This is a genomic window from Candidatus Halobonum tyrrellensis G22 (assembly GCF_000495475.1).
Taxonomy (GTDB): Archaea; Halobacteriota; Halobacteria; order Halobacteriales; family Haloferacaceae; genus Halobonum; species Halobonum tyrrellense.
Genome location: NZ_ASGZ01000040.1, coordinates 1 through 21,495, shown reverse-complemented (window position 1 = coordinate 21,495; position 21,495 = coordinate 1). Strand labels below are relative to the sequence as shown.

Annotated in this window: 21 protein-coding genes; 6 read left to right on the top strand and 15 right to left on the bottom strand. The window is 71.9% G+C overall.

The window, feature by feature from the left end; all coding sequences use genetic code 11:
• The first annotated feature begins 68 nt into the window (after positions 1-68).
• Both K933_RS11830 and K933_RS11825 read left to right on the top strand, forming a co-directional pair.
• Positions 69-1,343, top strand: coding sequence for an MFS transporter (locus K933_RS11830; protein WP_023394967.1), 1,275 nt, complete (start codon positions 69-71; stop codon positions 1,341-1,343).
• Between the two features lie 61 nt (positions 1,344-1,404).
• Complete coding sequence (locus K933_RS11825) at positions 1,405-1,914, top strand: hypothetical protein (RefSeq protein ID WP_023394966.1); 510 nt, start codon at positions 1,405-1,407, stop codon at positions 1,912-1,914.
• On the opposite strand, the gene K933_RS11820 is transcribed toward K933_RS11825, so the two are convergent.
• From K933_RS11820 to K933_RS11810, 3 genes are all read right to left on the bottom strand, one after another.
• Positions 1,815-4,220, bottom strand: coding sequence for a PAS domain S-box protein (locus tag K933_RS11820; protein WP_023394965.1), 2,406 nt, complete (start codon positions 4,218-4,220; stop codon positions 1,815-1,817). The two genes, K933_RS11825 and K933_RS11820, sit on opposite strands and share 100 nt — an antisense overlap.
• 175 nt (positions 4,221-4,395) lie before the next feature.
• Positions 4,396-5,535, bottom strand: a complete 1,140-nt coding sequence (locus tag K933_RS11815; RefSeq protein WP_023394964.1) for an acyl-CoA dehydrogenase family protein — start codon at positions 5,533-5,535, stop codon at positions 4,396-4,398.
• 124 nt (positions 5,536-5,659) lie between these two features.
• The gene (locus K933_RS11810; RefSeq protein ID WP_023394963.1) at positions 5,660-6,985 is read right to left on the bottom strand and encodes a M20/M25/M40 family metallo-hydrolase; all 1,326 of its coding nucleotides are present in this window, start codon (positions 6,983-6,985) and stop codon (positions 5,660-5,662) included.
• 318 nt (positions 6,986-7,303) lie between these two features.
• Here K933_RS11810 and K933_RS11805 point away from each other — a divergent pair, with 318 nt between their 5' ends.
• A complete protein-coding gene (locus K933_RS11805) occupies positions 7,304-8,173 on the top strand; it encodes an RIO1 family regulatory kinase/ATPase domain-containing protein (protein ID WP_023394962.1) in 870 nt (289 codons plus the stop codon).
• Between the two features lie 43 nt (positions 8,174-8,216).
• Here K933_RS11805 and K933_RS11800 read toward each other — a convergent pair whose 3' ends face one another.
• From K933_RS11800 to K933_RS11775, 6 genes are all read right to left on the bottom strand, one after another.
• Positions 8,217-8,666: a DUF4112 domain-containing protein gene (locus K933_RS11800; RefSeq protein ID WP_023394961.1), complete on the bottom strand. Its 450-nt coding sequence runs from the start codon at positions 8,664-8,666 to the stop codon at positions 8,217-8,219.
• Between the two features lie 173 nt (positions 8,667-8,839).
• Complete coding sequence (locus tag K933_RS11795; RefSeq protein ID WP_049947831.1) at positions 8,840-9,538, bottom strand: ABC transporter ATP-binding protein; 699 nt, start codon at positions 9,536-9,538, stop codon at positions 8,840-8,842.
• 74 nt (positions 9,539-9,612) lie between these two features.
• Positions 9,613-10,425: an ABC transporter ATP-binding protein gene (locus K933_RS11790; protein WP_049947830.1), complete on the bottom strand. Its 813-nt coding sequence runs from the start codon at positions 10,423-10,425 to the stop codon at positions 9,613-9,615.
• Positions 10,418-11,584, bottom strand: coding sequence for a branched-chain amino acid ABC transporter permease (locus K933_RS11785; RefSeq protein ID WP_023394958.1), 1,167 nt, complete (start codon positions 11,582-11,584; stop codon positions 10,418-10,420). Before K933_RS11785 ends, K933_RS11790 begins: the two co-directional genes overlap by 8 nt.
• 11 nt (positions 11,585-11,595) lie before the next feature.
• Positions 11,596-12,510, bottom strand: a complete 915-nt coding sequence (locus tag K933_RS11780) for a branched-chain amino acid ABC transporter permease (RefSeq protein ID WP_023394957.1) — start codon at positions 12,508-12,510, stop codon at positions 11,596-11,598.
• Between the two features lie 4 nt (positions 12,511-12,514).
• Positions 12,515-13,855, bottom strand: coding sequence for an ABC transporter substrate-binding protein (locus K933_RS11775; protein WP_023394956.1), 1,341 nt, complete (start codon positions 13,853-13,855; stop codon positions 12,515-12,517).
• A gap of 308 nt (positions 13,856-14,163) precedes the next feature.
• On the opposite strand from K933_RS11775, the gene K933_RS11770 reads away from it, so the two are divergent.
• The gene (locus K933_RS11770) at positions 14,164-15,699 is read left to right on the top strand and encodes an aldehyde dehydrogenase family protein (RefSeq protein ID WP_023394955.1); all 1,536 of its coding nucleotides are present in this window, start codon (positions 14,164-14,166) and stop codon (positions 15,697-15,699) included.
• Between the two features lie 865 nt (positions 15,700-16,564).
• Entirely contained in the window at positions 16,565-16,816 is a 252-nt protein-coding gene (locus K933_RS11765) for a hypothetical protein (protein WP_023394954.1), read from the top strand.
• Positions 16,817-16,874: 58 nt separating this feature from the next.
• Here K933_RS11765 and K933_RS11760 read toward each other — a convergent pair whose 3' ends face one another.
• The 4 genes from K933_RS11760 to K933_RS11745 form a co-directional block, all read right to left on the bottom strand.
• Positions 16,875-17,684, bottom strand: coding sequence for a carbon-nitrogen family hydrolase (locus tag K933_RS11760; protein ID WP_023394953.1), 810 nt, complete (start codon positions 17,682-17,684; stop codon positions 16,875-16,877).
• The gene (locus K933_RS11755) at positions 17,685-18,110 is read right to left on the bottom strand and encodes a CoxG family protein (protein WP_023394952.1); all 426 of its coding nucleotides are present in this window, start codon (positions 18,108-18,110) and stop codon (positions 17,685-17,687) included.
• Between the two features lie 66 nt (positions 18,111-18,176).
• A complete protein-coding gene (locus K933_RS11750) occupies positions 18,177-18,401 on the bottom strand; it encodes a DUF7123 family protein (RefSeq protein ID WP_023394951.1) in 225 nt (74 codons plus the stop codon).
• A gap of 91 nt (positions 18,402-18,492) precedes the next feature.
• On the bottom strand, positions 18,493-18,678 hold the full coding sequence (locus tag K933_RS11745) for a DUF7525 family protein (RefSeq protein ID WP_023394950.1): 186 nt from the start codon (positions 18,676-18,678) through the stop codon (positions 18,493-18,495).
• Positions 18,679-18,988: 310 nt separating this feature from the next.
• Between K933_RS11745 and K933_RS11740 the strand changes: the two genes are divergently transcribed.
• The gene (locus tag K933_RS11740; protein WP_049947828.1) at positions 18,989-19,363 is read left to right on the top strand and encodes a DUF7528 family protein; all 375 of its coding nucleotides are present in this window, start codon (positions 18,989-18,991) and stop codon (positions 19,361-19,363) included.
• A 45-nt stretch (positions 19,364-19,408) separates the two neighbouring features.
• Here K933_RS11740 and K933_RS11735 read toward each other — a convergent pair whose 3' ends face one another.
• Together K933_RS11735 and K933_RS11730 are read right to left on the bottom strand one after the other, a co-directional pair.
• The gene (locus tag K933_RS11735; RefSeq protein ID WP_023394948.1) at positions 19,409-20,440 is read right to left on the bottom strand and encodes a phosphate signaling complex PhoU family protein; all 1,032 of its coding nucleotides are present in this window, start codon (positions 20,438-20,440) and stop codon (positions 19,409-19,411) included.
• A 109-nt stretch (positions 20,441-20,549) separates the two neighbouring features.
• Positions 20,550-21,495: ATP-NAD kinase family protein (locus tag K933_RS11730; protein ID WP_023394947.1), on the bottom strand; the 946-nt coding region annotated here is incomplete at its 5' end.

Here is a 21,495-nt window from a genome sequence, read left to right as displayed (position 1 = left end):
CGCCGCCGACGCGCCCCGCGCCGCGCCGTCGCCGCAACGAATACGTCGCCGCCCCCACACGCTCGCTCGTGGACCGCGAGGACCGCTGGCTGGTCGCGTGGGGGGTGGGGTACGCCGCCGTCGGCGGCGCGTCGGTGCTCGTCCCGCTGTACGCCATCGCGCTCGGCGCGACGCCCGCGTTCGTCGGGCTCGTCGCGGCGACGGCCGCGCTGGTCGGGGTGCCGGGCGCGCTGCTGTGGGGGCGGCTGGCCGCGCGGACGAAGCGCCGACGGCCGTTCGTGCTGGTCGCGCTCGCGGCGACCGCGGGCACGCTCGCGTTGGTGCCGCTGACCGCCTCGCCCGCCGTCGTGTTGCTGTTGAACGCGCTGTTGTGGTTCGCGATTTCGGCGGCCTCCCCCGTGTTGAACCTCATCGTCGTCGAGGGCGCGCCGGTCGCCGAGTGGGACGACCGGATCGCGCGGCTCAACGCCTGGCAGGGGTACGGCTGGCTGGGCGGGCTGGTGCTCGGCACCGTCTGGACCGCCCTCGCCCCCCGGGCCGGCTTCGGCCCGCTGGCCGGCCAGCGCCTCCTGTTCGGCCTGCTCGCCGTGACCGCCGGGGCGGGGCTCGCGCTCGCGCGCCTCTGGTACCCCGAGCGGCCTCACACCGACCCCGAACGGTTCCGGCGCGTCTTCCGCCGGCTCGAACCCCGCGGGTGGGGCGCGGGGCGCGTCCTCCGCGCGAGCGTCTACGGGCCGACGCGGACGTACTGGTCGCTCGTCTCGCTGCGCGCGGGGAACCCGTTCGCGCGGCTCCCGAGCGGGCTGCGGCGCTACCTGCTCGCCGTCGGCGCCTTCTCCGTCGGGTTCGCGGTCTTCTGGGGACCCGTCCCGTCGCTCCTCAGGGCCGACCTGACCGAGGAGGCGGTGTTCGGCGTCTACGTCGCGGGCAACCTCGTGTCGGCGGTCTGTTACGCGCCGGCCGGTCGGCTCGTCCGCCGGGTCACTCCCCGGCGGCTCCAGGGTGTCGCGCTCGCGGCACGGGGGCTGCTCCTCCCGCTGGTCGCGCTCGCGGGGTCGCTCGCGGCGGCCGCCCTGCTGCCGGCGTACGCGGTGGCGTTCGGCCTCATCGGCGCAACGTGGGCCGTCATCGCCGTGACGACGACCGGACTCGTGACGAGGCTCGCGGACGACGCCACCCGCGGGGAGGCGTTCGGGCTCCAGGCCGCCATCGGCGGACTGGCGGGCGGCGTCGGCAACGCCCTCGGCGGCGCCGTCGCCGACGCCGCGGGCTACCTCGCGGCGTTCTCGCTGGCGGCCGCGTTCGTCTTCCTCGGCGTCGGGCTGGTGGCCGCGAGCCGGTGACCCCCCGGCCGGGACGGCCGACACCGACCGGCTCATCACCCGGCACGTCCTACCCGGAGCCGTGAGCGACCCCGACTCAGACGCCGTTCCCGCGGACGACGCGCCGGCGCTCCCGGCGCCGCTCGCGTCCCACGTCGGCCCGGCGGCCCGCGAGACCGGCGCGGACGCCGCGGCGGTCGGCGCGCTGCTCGGCCGCACGGTCGAACACGTCCGCGCGTACCCCGGAGTCGCCGACCTCGTCTTCGAGTACCGCCGGGCGTTCAGCCACGATCCGCTGGTCGACCGGGACGGCGACGCCTACTACCTGCTGGTCCCGCCGCACGTCCTCCCGGCGTTCGCGTCGGCGCTCGACGCCGACGAGACGGGGCCGACGTGGGCGGCCGCGCGGGCGGCCCACCGGCGCGCGTTCGTCGAGGCGACCGGCGTCGCCGACCACGGCGACTGGGACCCGCTCGTGTTGGTGGCCGGCTCTCAGCCGTCCTCGGGGACGGCCGGGTCGGCTCCCGATTCCGACTCCGATTCGGCCTCCGATTCGGGTTCCGACTCCGGCGGCTCCGCCGGCCCCGGGTAGCGCTCGGGGTCCCGCCCCCCGCCGTCGGCCCGGCCGACTTCCGGCCCGCCCGCGCTCGTACCGCGGACGTCGAGCGGCGCCGGCGAGGCGGGCAGGTCGTCCGCCTCGGCCGCGCGGAGGTGGAGGGTGACGACGCTGCCGGTCGGGTCGCACTCGCGTGTAGACCGGTCGGACGGGCACGCACAGCCGACCTCGGAGTCGCGCTCGTGGAACGCGATGTCACCGTCGACGCCGTCGACGATCCAGCGGGTGAGCCACAGTCCCAGCCCGCTCGCGTGTTCGAGTTGCGTCTCGTGTCCCGACTCCACCGGCCGGCGCTCCGACTCGGGGATGCCCGGCCCGTCGTCGCACACCCGCACCACGACCGTCTCGCCGTCACACCGGACGCCGAACCGGACCGTCGGGTCGCCGTCGTGGTGTTCGACGGCGTTCTCCGCGAGGTTCCACACCGCCGTCGGGAGCAGGTCGTCGGCGTACGCCGCGGCCACCCCGTCGCAGTCGACGGCCACGTCCGCCTCGGGGTGGCGCTCGGCCAGCCGCTCGGCGACGCGGTCGACCACCCGCGCGACGTCGGTCGGCCGCCCGCCGTGGTCGGTCCCCCGGAGGCTGCGGTCGACGCCCCTGACTCGTTCGCCGAGCGCGGCCAGCCGCTCGGCCGAGTCGCGGATGGTCGCCCCCCACTCGGCCGTCCGGTCGTCGCCGTCGGCCGCGAGCGCGTCGGCGTACCCCAACACCACGTTGAGTTCGTTCCGGAGGTCGTGTCTGAGCACGCGCGTGAGCACCCGGAGGCGCTGTTCGTACCGCTCTTCGGCCGTGACGTCCCGGAGCGTCACGAGGAACCCCCCGACGTCACGGTCGTGGAGGCGGTTGACGCCGCTGCCTTCGAGCGCGCGCCAGCCGCCGTCGGCGTGGCGCGCGCGGAACGACACCCGGACCACCTCGTCGGGGCGCGCGCGAGCGTCGGCGAACGTCTCGAACACCGACTCGCGGTCGTCGGGGTGGACGTACTCCTCGAGCGAGTCGCCGTAGAGCGCGTCGGCGTCGTAGCCGAGCAGCGACTCGATGGCGGGGCTGACGTACTGGAGTTCGCCCGCCCCGTTCGTGACGATGATCACGTCGCGGGCGTGTTCGACGTACGCGCGGTAGCGGCGCTGGGCGCGCACCCGTTCGGTCACGTCGCGGACGGTGAGTACCGTCCCCTCGGTGGGCGCGGGCAGCGGCGTCCGCCGGTGTTCGAGGTAGCGTTGCTCGCCGCCGACGGTCGTCCGCACGACCCGCTCGCCGCCGGGCGGGCGGTCGGCGTCGACACCGGCTGGACCGCCGGCGGCGTCCCCGTCGGAGGTGGAGGGGGAGGTGGCTCGCCGCCCGCGCGCGCGCGTCGCGCCGCCCGTTTCGTCGGGGTCGGATTCGTCGGTCCCCGACCCGTCATCGACGAACGCCGCCGGCAGTACCGCCGCGAGGTCGCTGCCGACCGCCGACTCGTCGACGCCGAGCAGCCGGCGTGCGGCGGCGTTGGTCTCGACCACCCGGCCGCGGTCGTCGGCGACGACGACGCCGTCGCGCATCCCCTCGAAGACGGTCTCGCGCGCGACCGGGAGCGTGGTGAACAGGCCGTACCACCGGGTCGCGACGTACAGACAGCCGGTCGACACGAGGAGCGCGAGCGGCGTGTGGTCGACCGCGAGCAGGCCCGACAGCTCCAGCCCCCACAGCGCCCACCCCACCGCCGGGGCCGTCCCCGCGACGAGAAGGAGTGCCGCCCGGCGGCGGGTGGCGGTCGACCCCTCCCGGAGGTCGGGCCAGAGGACCGCCACGGTCGCGGCGCCGAGGAGCGCGGTGTAGACGCCGTGGGCGACCAACCCGGGACCGGCGTCGAGAACCGCGAGCGGTTGGCCGTCGACGATGGTGAGCCGCGTCCCAGACAGGTAGTCGAACCAGCCGGTGGCCGACCCGACGGCGGCGAACGACGGCTCGACCGCGAGCAGGCCGATCCCCGCCCGGCCGAGGCGGCGCTCGCGGCCGGTGTAGCGGACCGCGAGCGCGAACCAACACGTGACCAGCGGCGCCCCGAGCGTGAGCGCGACCCGCGCCCACATCGCCTGCGCGGCGAGCGTGACCGCGGTCAGGTGAAAGCCGTACGCGACCGCCGACAGCGACGCCGCGACCGCGGTCCCGACGACGAACACGCGGACTCCCGCGGCGCTCCCCCGCGTCGCGCGGTAGAACAGCGGCACCACCCCGAGCATCGCTGCCGCCGTGAGAAACGACGCGGCGGCGAGCACGACGGTCAGGGAGACGCCGAACATCGGATACTACCGGAACTGGCTAGCTGTCGGGCATAAACCTACCCTCGGCAGTATCAGTCGCGAGAGCGCGCGTCCGACGGCGGGTGGACTCGCGCTCGACGACGGTCGGACGGCCGCCGCGCCCGCGGGCGATTCGGGCCGGGGGAGTTCGGGCCGCGGGCCACGGCTGTCGCGGTCAGATGCCGAGCTGGTCCGCGATCACGACGTGTTGGATCTCCGAGGTCCCCTCGCCGATCTCCATCAGCTTCGCGTCGCGGTAGAACCGCTGGGGGGCGAAGTCGGTGGTGTAGCCGTAGCCGCCGAGCACCTGGACGCTGTCCTCGGCCACCTCGCGGGCCGCCTCGCTGGCGTCGAGTTTCGCCAGCGCCGACGCCCGCGTGACCGACTCGCCCGCGTCGTACAGCGTCGCCGCCTTGTGGGTGAGCAGCCGCGCCCGCTCGGTCTTGCGGTACATGTCGACTAGTTTGTCGCGGATCGCGTCGAACTCGGCGATGGGCCGGCCGAACTGCTCGCGTTCGCCCGCGTACGCCTTCGCCGCCTCGTAGGCGCCCTGTGCGAGCCCCGTCGACAGCGCCGCGATGGAGATACGGCCGCCGTCGAGCGTCTCCATCGTCTGGGTCCACCCCTCGCCTTCGGCACCCAGCAGGCGGTCGGCGGGCAAGTGCAGGTCGTCGAACCGTATCTCGCAGGTGGGCGAGCAGTTGAGCCCCATCTTCTCCCAGACGGTGGTCACCTCGAACCCGTCGTCGTCGGGGTCGACGATGAACGTCGACACCCCGCCGTAGCCCGCGTCGGGGTCGGTGACGGCCTTCACGAGCACCGAGTTCGCCACGTTCGCGTTCGTGATGAACTGCTTCGTCCCGTTCAACAGCCAGCCGTCGCCGTCGCGCTCCGCCGTCGTCGACATGTTCGACGCGTCCGACCCCGACCCGGGCTCCGTGAGCGCCCACGCGCCCATCCCCTCGCCCGTCGCGAGCGGGCGGAGCCACTCCTCCTTCTGGTCGTCCGTACCGTACGCCTCGATGGGCTTGCTCCCCAGCGAGACGTGCGCCGCGTACGAGAGCCCGACCCCGCCCGACACCCGGCCGAGTTCCTCCGTCACGAGCGCGTACATCAACTGGTCGCCGCCCAGCCCGCCGTACTCCTCGGCGACGGGGACGCCCATCACGTCCAACTCCGCGAGCTGGTCGAACAGCTCCGCGGGGAAGCGGTGGTCGTCCTCTAGCTCCTGTGCGAGGGGCGCCACCTCCGCCTCGCAGAACTCCCGCACCTGGTCGCGCACCATGCGGTGTTCGGCGGGCAGGTCGAAGTTCATCGTCGACCGTTCGGGTCGGGCGGGTTTAATCGCACCGCCGCGGCCCGCGTCCGCCGGTCCGTTTCGCCCGCGCCGTCCGCTCCGACCGCGCGCCCCGTACCGTCGGTGCCGTCCGACTCCCGCGTCACTCCCCGTAGCGTTCGAGCACCCGGTACGTCGCGTCGGCGCCGAACTCCACCGCCTCGACGGGAACCCGCTCGTTCGCGGCGTGTGCGAGCGACATGAAGTCGAACTCCGGGGGTAAGTCGAGCGGCGTGAACCCGTACGTCTGGACGCCGAGGCGGTCGAAGAAGCGCGCGTCGGTCGCCGCGGTCAGCAGGTACGGCGCGGGGACCGCCTCGGGGTCCTGCTGTTCGAGTACGTCCGCCAGCAGGTCGAACATGCCGAGGTCGACCTCGGAGCCGGACTCGTCGTGTCGCTCCACCTCGAAGGCGACGCCGTCGACGTCGCCGACGGCGTCGCGAACCTCGGCGAGGAACTCGTCGGGGGTGACGCCGGGGAGGAGGCGGCCGTCGACCCGGAGCGTCACCTCGCTCGGGTGGACGTTGATCTTGCTCCCGCCCTCGACCACCGTGGGGCTGGCGGTGTCGTGGAGCATCGCGTCGAGGCGGGCGGCCTCCTCGCCCATCGCGTCGAGCGTCTCGTCGGTCCGCTCGGGGTCGAGTAGCGCGCGCAGGCGGTCGGCCTCCGCGCCGTCGGCCTCCTCGGCGAGCGCTTCGACGAACGCCTCGGCGGCGGGCGTCACCCGAACCGGGAGCCGTCGCTCGGTCAGCCGGGTCAACACCTCCCCGAGCGCGTGCATCGGGCCGTCGCGCTGGGGGTCGGAGGCGTGCCCGCCCTCGCCCGTGAACGTCGCGCGGAGCCAGCAGACCTGTTTCTCCGCCACCTGAATCGGGTAGAACGTCGACCCCGCGAGCCGAAGGGGAAACCCGCCGAACTCGCCGATAGCGTACTCCACGTCCGCGAACGTCTCGGCGTGGTTCTCGACCACGTACTTCGCCCCGAGGTCGCCGCCCGCCTCCTCGTCGACCAGGATCAGGAGGAGCACGTCGCCCGCGGGCTCGAGCCCCTCGGCGGCCGCCCGGAGCACCGCCGAGAGCATCATCGCCACGCCGCTCTTCATGTCGAGCGTCCCGCGCCCCCAGACGTAGCCGTCCTCGACGACGCCGGAGAAGGGCGGGTGTTCCCACGCCTGCCCCTCCGTGGGGACGACGTCGACGTGTCCCTGCAACAACAGCGGCGGCGCCTCGTCGCCCCCGGGGAGGCGCGCGAGCAGGTTCGGCCGGTCGGGGTCGGCGGCGAGCCGCTCCGTCTCCAGGCCGGCGTCGGTCAGCAGGTCCTCGACGTACTCGACGCACGCCCGCTCGTCGCCCGGCGGGTTCGTGGTGTCGAAGCCGACGAGGTCCGACAGCAGGTCGACCGGCCGTTCGTGTACGGGATCCGTTGGCACGGCGTCGTGTTCGCCGCCGGCCGCATAAATCCGGCCGGTCGCCGGGGCGCTCCGACGGACGGCGGACGGTCGCGTAGCGGGCGGACGGCGAAGGGGTCGCGTATCGGGCGGACGGCGAAGCGGTCGCGTAGCGGGCGGACGGCGAAGCGGTCGCGTAGCGGGCGGACGGCGGAGCAGGCACATAGCGAGCGGACGGTCGCGTATCTGACTCCGGAGCGCCGTCGGCACGACCGCTCGTGGCTCGAACGGGAGTGCGGACGGCGACCCGCCGGGGGCCCGCCACGGGAGTTATTGTCCGCGACACCGTAGGCCACGGACGTGGAGTTCCGCCAGTTCGTCCGGGGACAGGTGTCGTGGCCGCGCCTCGAGGCCGTGGCCCGCGAGTTGACGGCTCGGTACGGCTACGAGACGGCGCACGTCCGGTTTCTCGACGCTGACAACTGGCTCTCGACGCCGTTCGTCCTCGACGAGGAGTACTTCGTGAAGGTGATCTCCCGGCAGAACTCGCTGGTCCACGCCGTCTTCACCGCCGGCCGCAACATCGGCGCGTTCTCGGCGGGCACGGAGGGGTTCTTCGAACATTTCGGGACGCCCTACGAGATGGCCGAACACGAACTCGCCGCGACCGAGCGGATGCGCGCGGTCGGCGTCAACGCGCCGGAACCCGTCGAGGCGCTCGAAGTCGACGGACTCGGGGTCGTCGTACTGGAGTACCTCCCCGAGTTCCGCCCGCTGGACGAACTCGACGCCGACCGGGAGCGCGAACTCGCGCCCGACCTGTTCCGGGGGTTGGCGACGATGCACGACAACGGCCTGGCGCACGGCGACCTGCGCGCGGAGAACGTCCTGTTGCTCGGCGACGACCTCTACTTCATCGACGCGACGAGCGTCCGCGGCGACGAGGCGGCCGACGGGTCGCCCCCGCCCGTCGCCGGTCCCGCCTCCGAGTCCGCCCGCCGGTACGACCTGGCGTGCGGGCTGGCCGCGCTCGCGCCGCTGATCGGCGCGCGCGACGCCGTCGCGGCCGCCCGGACGGCCTACCCGGTCGAGGACCTGCTCGGCGCACGGGAGTACCTCGACTTCGTCAACGTCCGCCCGGACCACGACTTCGACGGGCCGGGGCTGAAAGGCGAGATAGAACACCGGGTCGCCGACGACACGGCCGGCGACGCCTCCGGTACGGTCTGAGCGGTCCGGGCCGGCGGCGTCGCGCCGTTCGGTCGGTACTCGGTTACTCGGGGTCGGTCACGTCGATGGTGACCGGGCCGTCGTCGCGGTCGTCGCCGCCGTCGACGGCCTCGACCACCGCGTCGTCGAGGAACTCCTCGATCTGTTCGACGTTCCACGCGTTCGCCTTCCAGAACACGTCGAAGAGGTCGCCGACCACGGGGATGGAGCCGATGCCGACGTCGACGGCGACGTTGCCGAGCATCTTCACGACCGTCGACAGCGGCACGCCGAGGTACGCCGCCTCGGCGACGATGTACAGCGACACCGTCGCCGACAGCAGGTCGCCCGCCCCCGGCAGTACCCCGAGGATGGGGTCGAGACCGATCTTGACGTCGGTCTTCGGGACGCTGACCGCCTCGTCCATGATCCGCGCGACGGTTCGCACGCGCCGCAGCGCCGCCTCGTCGGCGGTGTCGGGCAGGTCCACGTCGGCGTCGATGGGGTCGTCCATACCCTACCGACGAGGCTTGGCGCCAAAGAGGCTGGCGGCGGATGCTACCGGGGTCGAACCCGGACGATTACCGCGTCGTGACGGCGTGGGACCCTCGCTCGCCGGCGAGCCGAGGCGCCGGGGAGACGGGGAGACGGGAAGATGGGTGCCGGGCGGCCGGGGACCCGACTGGCTCACCCGCCGAGGTAGAGCCGCGACACCTGGTCGTCGTCGAGCAACGCGTCGGCGTCGTCGGTGAACCGGACGGTCCCCTGGTCGAGGACGTACCCCCGGTCGGAGATGGCGAGCCCCTCGGTCGCGTTCTGCTCGACCATCAGGATCGCGGTGTCGAGCGCGTTCACCTCGCGCACGTCGTCGAACACGTCGGCCGCGGTGTTGGGCGCCAGCCCCGCCGACGGCTCGTCGATCAGGAGCACGCCCGGCTCCATCACCAGCGCGCGCGCGAACGCGAGGACCTGCCGCTGACCGCCCGAGAGCGTCCGCGCCTTCGCGTCGCGCTTCTCGTCGACGACGGGGAACCGCTCGTAGAGCCGGTCGATCACGGGGTCGAGGTCGTCGTCGCGCGCGACCCCGCCCATCCGGAGGTTCTCCTCGACGGTGAGCGAGCCGAACACGTTGTCGGTCTGGGGGACGTAGCCGATGCCGTTGCGCACGACGTCCTCGGGGGCCATCCCGCCGATGTCGTCGCCGCGGTAGCGGATCGCCCCAGACCACGGCTGTAACAGCCCGAACACCGTCTTGAGCACCGTCGACTTCCCCGCGCCGTTCGGCCCGATCAGGCAGACGATCTCGCTCGCGTCGAGGTGGAGCGTGAGGTCGTCGAGCACCTGCACGTCGCCGTAGCCGCTGTCGACGCCGTCGAGTTCGAGCACCGTGTCGGGTCCGGTCGGGTCGACCGGCGCGTCGGTCCCCGCGTCGGGGTCGGCGTCGGACGACGGAGACGGACTCACGCGCCACCCCCGAGGTAGGCGTCGACGACGCGCTCGTCCGACCGGACCGCCTCGGGCGGCCCCTCCATCAGGACGCTCCCCTGGTCGAGGACGACCACCGGGTCGGCGAGGCTCATCAGGAACCCCATGTCGTGTTCGATCACGAGGAACGTCGTCCCCGCGTCGTTGAGCCGGCGGATCTGCGCGGCGAGTTCGTTCGCGAGCGTGGGGTTGACCCCCGCGACGGGTTCGTCGAGCAAGAGGAGTTCGGGCTCCGCGAGCATCGCGCGCGCGAGTTCGACGAGTTTGGTCTGCCCGCCCGAGAGGTCGGTCGCGGGCTGGTCGGCGAGGTGACCGATCTCGAACTCCTCGAGGATGCGCTCGGCGGCCGCGAGGTTCGCCCGCTCGCCGTCGGCCACCGCGGTCGGTGAGGTGAACAGCGAGAGGAACGACTCGCCGGGCTGGTCTTGGGGGCCGACCAGCATCGCCTCGCGCACGGTCATCCCCTCGAGCTTCCGCGGGGTCTGGAACGTCCGTATCAGGCCGTGTGCGGCGACGTCGTGGGGTGCGGCGCCGGTCACGTCCGTCCCGTCGACCCACACCCGACCGTCGTCGGGGTCGTAAAAGCCCGAGATCAGGTTGAACAGCGTCGACTTCCCCGCGCCGTTCGGCCCGATCAGGCCGGTGATCGTGCCGCGTTCGACCGCGAACGAGGCGTCGTCGGTGGCGACGAGACCGCCGAACGCCTTGTGGAGCCCCTCGACGCGGAGCACCGGGTCGCCGGCGGCCGACCCGCCGGCGCGTTCGGTCCCGCCGTCGCCGTCACTCACGCGGGTCACCCCGCTCGGCCGACCGCGGGGTGCCGGCGTCGTCGGCGTCGCCGAGCGCGCCGGGCCAGATGAGTTCCCGCTGGGGCGGCAGGACGCCCTGCGGGCGGAACCGCATCACGGCGACGATCAACAGCCCGATCACGAGGAGGCGGAGCGGCGCCACGTCGAGCGGCACGAACCCCGCGCCGTTGAGAAACCGCGTCCCCTCCCGGATCGCGATCACGACGAACCCGCCGAACATCGCGCCGCGGTTCGACCCGCTCCCGCCGAGGATCACCGCGATCCAGACGTAGAACGTGTTGATCGGCTCGAAGTCGCCCGGGCTGACGAACAGGTTGAGGTGGGCGTAGAACACGCCCGCGAGCGCCATGATGACGCTCCCGAGGACGAACGACTGCATCTTGAACGCGTACGTGTCCTTGCCGAGCGCCTCCGCGAGGTCCTCGTCGGCGCGGATCGTCCGCAGCACGCGCCCCCACGGCGAGCGGTGGACGCGCCCCAACAGCAGGTAGCTCGCGCCGACGAACACGCCAACCAGCCCCACGTTGAGCAGCGCCTGCCAGAACGGCGTCTCCAGGAGGATCGTGGCGCCGAACGGGACCGCGATCCGGAGACCGGGCATCGCCTCGGGGAACGTCGCGAGCACGGGCCACCCCTCGAAGAAGCCGGGGAGACCCCGGAGTCCCGCGCTCCCGTTGGTCCACTCGCGCTGGTTCAACACGATCAGCCGAACCACCTCCGCGAGCCCCAGCGACGCGATCGCGAGGTAGTCCGCCCGGAGGCGGAGCGTCGGCACCCCGATCACCACGGCGACGACCGCCGCGAGCGCCAGCCCGACCACGAGCCCCACCAGCGGGTTGAACCCGCCGGCGATCGGCGACGAGTCCGCGGTCAACAGCGCGGTGCCGTACGCGCCGAGACCGAAGAACGCGGCGACGCTGAAGTTGATCAGTCCGGTGTACCCCCACTGGGCGTTCAGCCCGAACGACAGCAGGACGTACATCCCGACCAGTCCCAGGAGGTAGAGGAAGTACGTCGGCGCGAGCCCCCCGGTGAGCAGTCCGAACACCAACAGCGCCGCCAGCGCGGCCACGAACCCCACCACCCCGCGCTCCGCGCGCGTGAGCCCCGCCCACGCCGCCCGCGGGTCCAGGTCCATCCGGGTGGCGCTCACGTCGCCGCCTCCCCGGCAATGCCGTTCGGCCGGACGAGGAGCACCGCCACCATGATCACGAACGCGACCGCGTTGGCGTACTCGATCCCGATCGGGATCCCCACGTCCGACAGCAGCGGGGTGAGCTGGTTTATCATCCCGATCAGGAACCCGCCGAGCATCGCGCCGTACACCGAGCCGATCCCGCCGAGGATCACCGCGGCGAACACCACGAGCAGGATGTTGAACCCCATCCGCGGCGAGAGCTGGTTGTACAGCCCGAGGAAGACGCCGCCCGCACCCGCCAGTCCCGCGCCGATCAGCCACGTCCAGAGCTTGACCCGCGCGGTCCGGATGCCGCTGACCCGCGCGAGGTCGGGGTTGTCGGCGGTCGCGCGCATCTTCCGGCCGAGGTCGGTGTGCTGGAGCAGGAGGTGGAGCCCGCCGACGAGCAGCGCGGCCGACACCACGATCGCGACGTCGTGTTGGGTCACCCGCACCCCGTAGGGGACGAGCGCCTCGATCGGACGCAACACCTGGATGCCGAACCCGGTGAAGTCGGAGCCGAACCGTATCTGGACCAGCGCGCGGTAGACGAACGCCACCCCGATCGACGTGATCAGGAGGCCGATCGAGTCGGTGTCGAGCGACTCGTAGACGAGTTTGTGGGTCGCGGCCGCGACGACCGCCGCGGTCACGACGCCGACCGCGAGCGCGACGAAGAACCCCAAGGGGAGACCGAGCACGCTCACACCCAACCCGCCGACGACGCCGAACGTGGCGAGGGCGGCGTACGCCCCGACGGTCATGGTGTCGCCGTGCGCGAAGTTGGCGAAGTCGGCGATGCTGTACACCAGCGACAGGCCGATGCTCGCGAGGACGATGATGCTGCTGAACACCAGCCCGTTCGCGAGGTACTCGAGGACGGGCACGTCCTCACTCCCCGGCGACGAAGCCCGAGGAGACGTACTCGTGGTCCTCGACCGTGTATATCTGGAGGTAGCCCACCGGGTCGCCGTTCTCGTCGAAGTCGATGGGGCCGCTGACGCCCTGGTAGTCGACGTCGGCGGCGGTCCCGCCGTCGGCGAGGATCGCGCTCGCGGCCTCGAACGTCCCCACCTGCTCGCCCTCCGGGCGAGTGACGTCGCGGACGGTCTCTTGGAGCGCCGCGCCGGTGAACTCGTCGGCCGCGTGTATCGACAGCGCCGCCGTCACGACGCAGTCGTACATGTACGCCGACCACGCGGTGGGCGTCTCGCCGTACGACTCCTCGAACGCCGACGCGAACGACTGGTAGTTCTCCTGGTCGACCGCCGCGGAGGGGACGACCACCTTCATCCCCTCGAGGCTCCCCTCGGGGGTGTTCGAGAGGACGTCCGACCCCTGCACGGAGTCGGCGCCGTAGAACTGCGCCTCGTAGCCGCTGGAGTACGCCTCCTGGGCCATCGTGGTGAACTCGGGCTGGTAGGTGACGAACACCCACGCGGGCGCGTCGGCGCTCGCGAGTTCCGAGACCACGCTCGCGTACGACGACTGCCCCTGGTCGTGGGAGCTGTCGTACGCGATCTCCCCCTCGTAGGCGTCGACGAACGCGTCGGCGATCCCCTGGCCGTACTCGTTGTTGATGTAGGTGAGCGCGACCGAGTCGTGACCGTCCTCGGCGACGATGTCGGCGAGCGCGCTCGACTGGGCGCGGCCGGTGGGCGACATCCGGAGGAGGCCGGGGAACTCGGTCAGGTCGGGACTGGTCGAGTTCTGGCTTAGTTGGACCACGTCGGTGCCCTGGACCACGCTCTCGTAGATGGCGAGCGAGACGCCCGACCCCACCGCGCCGATCAGGAACGGGACGCCGTCCTGGTTCACCAGCTTCTGGGCGGCGGAGACGCCCGACTGCGCCTGGCTCTCGGAGTCCTCCGCGATCAGCGCGAGGTCGCGGCCGTCGATCCCGACCGCGTTCACGTCGGCGAGCGCGAGTTCCATCCCCCGCTCGTTCCGCTGGCCGAACGCCGAGAGCGACCCCGTGAGCGAGTTGACGACCCCGACCGAGTACGGCCCCGACGACTCCGAGTCGCCGCCCTCGGTCGCGGTGTCGGTGTCGGGAGACCCGTCCGAGTCCGCCCCCGTGGACGCCTCGGCCGTGGGCGACGACCCGTCGCCGTCCGTCGTGCTCACGCACCCCGCGAGCGCGACAGCGCCGGCGGCGCCCGCGGCGGTCAGCGCGTCCCGTCGGGTCAGTCCCCCGTTCTCCTCGGATCTTCCGGTGTTACGGTCGTTCACGGCTAATCACGTCTGTCAGCGGGCGGGAGAGTAATTAACCCTGACGCTCGGCCCTATATCGGCTCTAGACTGCTCATACTTCCAATATTCGGAGTATGAATCACCTCAAACTAGGGTGTGACGGACCCGGAGGGCTCCCGCCTCCGTCCCCGCTGGGCGGCCGATGGGACGACCGCTCGGCCCGCCGACTGTCCGGGTCGAAGGTTGCAGCCGTCGGCGTCCGACCCGCCGGACGGTCACAACACGCTGGACGGCACGCACGCGGGTGACCTGTGTATTTTTCACCTCACTCGCGAAAGAGCCGACAGATGAGCGACCAGGCAGACCAGCCGTACGCGCAGTACATCGACGGCGAGTGGACCGACGGCGAGGGGACCGAAACGTTCGACAGCGAGAACCCCGCGACCGGCGAGTCGCTCGGGACGTTCCGGCGCGGGACGGAGGCGGACGTCGACGCCGCCCTCGCGGCGGCCGAGGACGCGTTCGACGAGTGGCGCGAACTCTCGCACATCGACCGCGCGGAGTACCTCTGGGACATCTACCACGAACTCAAGGAGCGTCACGAGGAACTGGGCGAAGTCGTCACCAAGGAGTGCGGCAAGGAGATATCCGAGGGGAAGGCCGACGTGACCGAGGCGTGGCACATGGTCGAGTGGGCCGCGGGCGACGCCCGCCACCCGAAGGGCGACGTGGTCCCCTCGGAGATCCCGTCGAAGGACGCGTACATGCGGCGGAAGCCCCGGGGCGTCGTCGGCTGTGTCACGCCGTGGAACTTCCCCGTCGCCATCCCCTTCTGGCACATGGCGGTCTCGCTGGTCGAGGGGAACACCGTCGTCTGGAAGCCCGCCGAACAGACCCCGTGGTGCGGGCAGATCATCGCCGAGATGTTCGAGGAGGCGGACATCCCCGACGGCGTGTTCAACATGGTTCAGGGGTTCGGCGACGCGGGTAACGCCATCGTCGAGGACGACCGGACCGACACGGTCCTGTTTACGGGGAGCGCCGAGGTGGGCCAACAGATCGCATCGAAGGTGGGCGGCGAACCCGGCAAACTCGCGGCGTGCGAGATGGGCGGGAAGAACGCCATCGTGGTCACCGAGGCGGCGGACATGGACACCGCGGTCCACTCGGCGGTGATGTCGAGTTTCAAGACGACGGGCCAGCGCTGCGTCTCCTCCGAGCGGCTGATCGTCCACGAGGACGTGTACGACGAGTTCAAAGATCGGTTCGTCGAGGTGGCCGAGAACGTGGCGGTCGGCGACCCGCTGGAGGAGGACACGTTCATGGGACCGCTGATCGAGGCGGACCACGTCGAGAAGGTGCGCAGCTACAACCAGTTGGCCGAAGACGAGGGCGTGAACGTGTTGGTCGACCGGACCGACCTCGGCGACGACGAGATCCCCGACGGCCACGAGGGCGGCCACTGGGTCGGCCCGTTCGTCTACGAGGCCGACGCGGAGGCCGACCTGCGCTGTACCCACGAGGAGGTGTTCGGCCCGCACGTCGCCCTCCTGGAGTACTCGGGCGACATCGAGGACGCGGTCGAGATCCACAACGACACCGACTACGGGCTGGCGGGCGCGGTCATCTCCGAGGACTACCGGCAGATCAACTACTACCGCGACCACGCGGAGGTCGGACTCTCGTACGGCAACCTGCCGTGTATCGGCGCGGAGGTCCACCTGCCGTTCGGCGGCGTCAAGAAGTCGGGCAACGGCTACCCCAGCGCCCGCGAGGTGATCGAGGCGGTGACCGAGCGAACCGCGTGGACGCTCAACAACTCCAAGGACATCCAGATGGCGCAGGGGCTGTCGGCGGACATCAAGACCCGCGAGGAGGAGTGAGCCGACGCCCGCGGCGCCCTCGCGGCCCCGCGGACCCGTCGTCGGTCGCCCGCGCGCCCGCGCTCCCGGCGTTCGACCGGGCGGCGGGCGCGTCGTTCCTCGGACGGTAGTTCGACTCGACCCGTCGGGGATCGAGTCGAACCGAGTCGCGACGGGCCGAACAACCGCGAGTCGTGCCCGGTCGCGCTTCCGAACTGGTCGTGGGAGTGGCGTCCGAACCCGGAGCGTGGCGGGTCGCGTGTGACTGGTCGGTGTACTGGCGCGCGGGGCCGACGCGACGGCCGGGACCGGGAGTGGGAGCGGGAGCGGTACCCGGCCGTCGGGACCCGGTGGATGGGCGGTGAGGCCGTCACCGGGTCGCGTCGGCGCCCGCGCGTGCCGCGGAACATCCGCGGCCCGCGACCCGAACCCGGCGTCGGACCCGGAGGGGTCCCGGCGCGACGGGGTCCGCTGGGGCGAACCCCGTCGCGCCCGGCCGCCCGGTCGGGGGCGGCGCGTGGCGCGTGGGTCGGCCGCGGCGTTCGCTTCGGGGGGTGGGCGACTCTTGAGTGTTCGCTCCCGATTTTCGAGACTGATTCCGGTACTCGGTCGGCGTCGAGGCGGCGGCGCGGCCGTCGCTCGAGCGTCGGAAGGCGAAGGCGAAGGTGGCGGCGGGTAGCGTCCCGCGATGGACCCCGGAATCGCGGTACGCCGTGGGTGGAGCGGAGTGGCGCGGCGGAGTTGGCTTGTTTCGCCGACCCTCGACGAGAAAAGCGTCGAGCCGTCGGCATCAGACGCTTGGACCGTCCGCGGTATAAACCCTCCGGCGTCGGGACGGGTCGGCGCGGGTCACAAGCGCTATTGTCCCCGAGTGAGATGGGGAACCATGGCCAACGTCCGGGGCGAAGCACTCCTCGGTGGTGCTTCGGGCCTCCTCGACGAACCGCGGCGATACGTCCGTACCGAACGACTCGGCGACCCCGGCGACGCGCTGTCCGTCTCCGGGGACGTGGTCGGACGCCTCCTCGCGGTCGAGGAGACGCCGCTCGCGCACGTCGACGTCGCGCCGGACGTACGCGAACGGCTGTGTCAGGCGCTCGGCGACGGTCGGACCGTGTTCGTCCACTACGTCGAGTAGGGGGCGTCGGCTCCGACGGTCGCCGCCCGCGACCGTCGACCCAGCCCCGTTTCGCTTCTCACTCCCGTCGGTCGGCGAGCGCCGGGAACTCCTCGCGAACCTCCTCCACGCGCGCGGGGTCGAGGTCCGCGGTCACGAGCGCCGGCTCGTCGCCCGCCGACGCGAGCGTGGTCCCCCACGGGTCGTACACCGCCGAGCGGCCCAGCAGTTCCGCGTCGTCGAACGCGCCGGTGCCGTTGACCGCGCCGAGGTACGTCAGGTTCTCGATGGCGCGCGCCCGCGCGAGCGTCCGCCAGTGTTCGACCCGCGGGTACGGCCACGCGCTCGGGACGAGGAGGAGCGTCGCCCCCCGGTCGGTGAGCGCCCGGAACTGCTCGGGGAAGCGGAGGTCGTAGCAGGTGGTCACGCCGACGTCGAACCCCGCCACCTCGACCACCGGGAGCGCCTCGCCGGGCGTGAGCAGGCGCACCTCCGCCGACTCGTAGCCGAACAGGTGGTGTTTGCGGTACACCGCGCGGCGGTCGCCGTCGGCGTCGAACAGCACCGCGGTGTTGGCCAGCCCCTCGTCGGCGGGGGTCGCCAGCCCCGCCTCCGCGGAGGCGGCGAGGTCCTCGACGACGCTCCCCGCCAGCAGCGCCAGGTCGCGGTCGGCGGCGGCGTCGGCGAGTTCCGACAGCGTCGGTCCGGTCAGCGGTTCGGCCTCGCGGGCGTACGCCTCGAACGCGAAGTAGCCGACGTTCCACAGTTCCGGGAGCGCGAGCAGGTCCGCGCCGCGGTCGGCCGCCGCCTCGACGGCGTCGAGTGCGCGTTCGGTGTTCGTCCGCGGCGACGCCTCCTCGATGGCCAGTTGTGCGAGCGCGAGCCGCATTCACGCCCCCTCGATGTCGGCGCGCATGGCGGCTTCGAGGTTCGCGAGTTCGTCCTCGAACTGGCGTTCGAAGAACGACTCGACGCCCGGGAGCCGGCCCTCGACGACGAACTCGTTGACCAGCCGCGTCCCCCCGTCGGTCTCCTCGATGGTGTGTTCGCCCGTCACGCGAAACGCCCGCGACTTGCCGGTGAACTTCACGAACCGCGGCGGGTCGCGCTCGACGTCTTCGGTCTCGACCGAGATGGTCGACCGGACGACCGGGATCGGCAGCCGGACGTGCCAGGTGGCGCGGTTCTCGCCGTGGAGGTCGTAGTCGTCGACCACGCTGATGGCGTCCGCACGCTTTGCGGGGTCGGAGATGAACGCCCAGATCTCCTCCGGCGGTGCGTCGAAGACGAACTCCCTGCTCACGCGCACTGTCATGTGTAGCGGACCGTCTCGGGGTACGGGCCGAACGCGAAAAAGCCGACGGTTGCGTCGACGCCCCGGTCAGGAGAGTTCGACGCGCCACGTCGTCGACCGGGCGCGGCCCCACTTCTCGATGTCCACCTCGTCGGACTTCTCGGAGAGTTGCGGGAGCCGGGAGCCGACCTGCTTCGCGGAGAGACCGATGGCCTCGGCGATGTTCTTCGCCCGAAAGTACTCCTCGCCGCGGGAGACGCTGTCGCGGAGGTACGAGAGGATGCGCCTCTCCTCGTCGGTGTAGTCCGTCATCGCTCGTTGGTCCCACGTAGGGCGCGCGACGGCTTAACGCTTTACGCGCGAGCCGGCGCGGTCGACCCGCCGGTCGGGCGCCGGCCCGGGGTCAGCGGTCGAACGCCTGGACCGCGACGACCGCCAGCGCCGCCGTAAGCATCGCGAGCGCGAACCCCCACGCCTTGACGGACTGGGTCGCGCCGACCAGCATGAACCCCGCGCCCACGAGCACGCCGGCGCTCAACGCGATCGCGAGGCCGGCTGCCATGTCGCTCTCGGCGGTCTCGGTTGCCATATCCGACGCTTCACCGGCGCACACTTAGCCTTGTTGAGTCCGGGCGACCCGACCCGGCGACCCCGAGGGTTCGGCCGGCCCGCTCTCCGCCCCGGAACCCCCGCGTATTCCTCGTCGACGCGGTCGACCCACCGGCCGCGCCGACCGACGGCCGCACCGTCCCGCCGCCGACAGCGCTTTACCGGCGGGGATAGATCGACCGGTATGTCCCGGAGTACCCCCGCTCCTGATCGAGTTCTCCGACCGTAACGTCTCCGTGTCGACGGACGACGACGCGATCCTGATCGACGTCGACGGCGACACCCACGAGTTGAGCCGCGCGGCCGCCGCCGACCTCCAGACCGCCCTGGGCGACGCGCTGACCGAACGGCGCGAGTTCTTCCGGACCGCCGGCGAGTACCGCGCCGACGGCAGCTACGTCGTCTCCCGGAAGGCGGCCGACTCGGCGGGCAACGCCAAGGTGTTCGCCTCGTTCGACGAGGTGCGCAGGCTGTACGACCGCCTGCCGGCGTCGTTCGCCGCCGAGGACGTCGGTCGGACGGGTCTCACCGGCTCGCGCCGGCACATGCTGATCCGGCACTTCGCGGAACACCCCGCGTTCGACTGTTCGATCGCGCGGCGGAACCCGTTGCGCGCGGAGAAGTCGAACGACCGGGAGGAGGGGAGGGCGGACCGAACGGCGTGACACGGCGGTGGGAGGGAGTCGGATTCGTCCGGTTCGTCGGGCGGGCTACTTGATCGTGACGTACTCGTTCTCCTCGTTGAGCGCGAGGTTGGCCGCGATCTCGGCGGTCCGCATGGCGTACTGGGCGGTCTCCTGGAGGCTGACGAGCACCTCCCGCACGCGGAGCAGTTGCTCGTTGTCCATCTCGGGGAGGTCGGCGAGGATGTCGTCCTCGCGGTCCTTCAGTTCCCGGAAGAGGTACCGGCACTCGATGGTGAGCGCGTAGTCGCGTTCGACCACGGCCTGGACCCCCATCACGGTGATCTCGTCGACCTGGTCGGTGAACTCGCGGATCCGCCGCATCGTCGACGAGTCGACGTCGAGGGTGTGCTCGTCGGCGTCCATCGCGATCTCCGCGATGTCCTCGGCGTTGTCCGCGATGAGTTCGAGGTTCTTCGCCACCGAGCGGTAGCCGATCAGCGGGAAGCCGGAGTCGAGCCCCACCGCCCGCGCGAGGTTGGGGTTCTGGTAGGCCGTGAAGATCAGCCGCAGGAGGAGGACGAATATCTTGTTCGCCTGCCGCTCGCGGTTGAGCGCCCGCTGTGCGAGGTCCGGGTTGCCGTGCGCGAGCGCCTTCACCGCCTCGCCGCGCATCGTACTCCCGGTGTTCTCCAGCCGCCCGAGCAGGTTGTCGAGCGTGAAGTCCTCCGGGTCGACCGAACACCGGATGGCGATGTTCTCGGGGGTCTCCTCGATGACGCCCAGCCCCATTAACTGCGTCTCGGCCCGGTACACCGCGTTGATGTGGTCGGAGTCGAGTGCCCCCTCCTTCGTCGTGATGTTGATCACGCGCCGCCCGAGCACGTACTGGGCGAGGATCGCGCGTTCGAGCGCGTCCGCGTCGAGGTTGTCGGCCTGGAGCGTCGCCTCGACGTCCTCGGTGTTGGCCGACTCGGGGAGCACCGTGAGCGTCCCCTTCCCGCCCATCCGCAGGGACACCTCGTCGCCCTTCTCGACGTTCTGTTCTTTCGCCCACTCCGCCGGGAGCGTCATCGCCAACGTCGACGGTCCCAGCCGCTGTACCTTCCGAGTCTCCATACCGAGGGGGTGTCCTTGGACAGCCTTAACCTTGTCCCCCCGGTGATTATACACACCCGCATATCGCCCGGTCGATCCTAGGTGTTCCAGCGCGTTCGACTCGGGCGGCTCAGACGACCTTCACCATCCGGCGTTCGAACTTGCCGACGCGCACCTTCACCCACCCGCGGAGCGTCTCGTCGAGTTCGGGGTCGTCGGTGTCGACCCGGAGGACGCGCAGGTCGTCGAGTTTGGCCCGCGAGGCGACGACCGCCACGTCACACCGCCGGACCACGTCGGGCGACAGCTGTGGGTTCCCCCGGCCGAAGACGAACCCCTGGCCGCCGATGGGGGAGACCACGACGGTGTTCGCCTCGCCCAGGTGGTCGAGTATCTCCGCCTCCGAGGCGTCGAGCGCGACCACCTCCCCTCCCCTGTACACGTCGACGCCGATGGGCGACCCCTCGAAGCCGAGTTCGGCCTTCACCGCTCCCACCGTCGAGCCGGGACCGAGCACCCACGTCCGGTCGGGGTCCGACCGCACGTCCGCGGCGACCCCCTCCGCGAGCGACTCGACGGTGCCGCCGCCGAGCTGTTTCGACGACTGGAGTTCGTCGGCCACGGGAACCGACGCGACCGCGCGGAGTTCGGGGTGGACCTCCCCCGCTCGGTAGTCGTCCTCGTCGATGTCCATCACCTCCCGGCGCTCGGTCCGGTCGAACCGGGCGGCCACCTCGGCGGCGTCCTCGGGCGAGACCGCGAACACCGACGAGTACACCTTCACGCCCGCGGGCACGCCGAGCATCGGCACGCCGCTCCCCTCCAGGGTCTCGGCGACGTCCGCGGCGGTGCCGTCGCCGCCGACGAACAGCACCAGGTCGACCCCGGCGTCGACGAACGCCTCGACCGCCGCCGCCGTGTCCGCGCGGGTGGTCTCGCCGGCCGCGGGGTCGCCGAGCACCTCGGGGTCGAACCCCGCCGCCCGCGCCTCCGCGGCGCCCATCGGCTCGCCCCACGCGAGCAGCGTCGCGTCGGGCGCCCGCTCGCGAAGCGCGGAGAGCGCTCGTCGCGCCCGG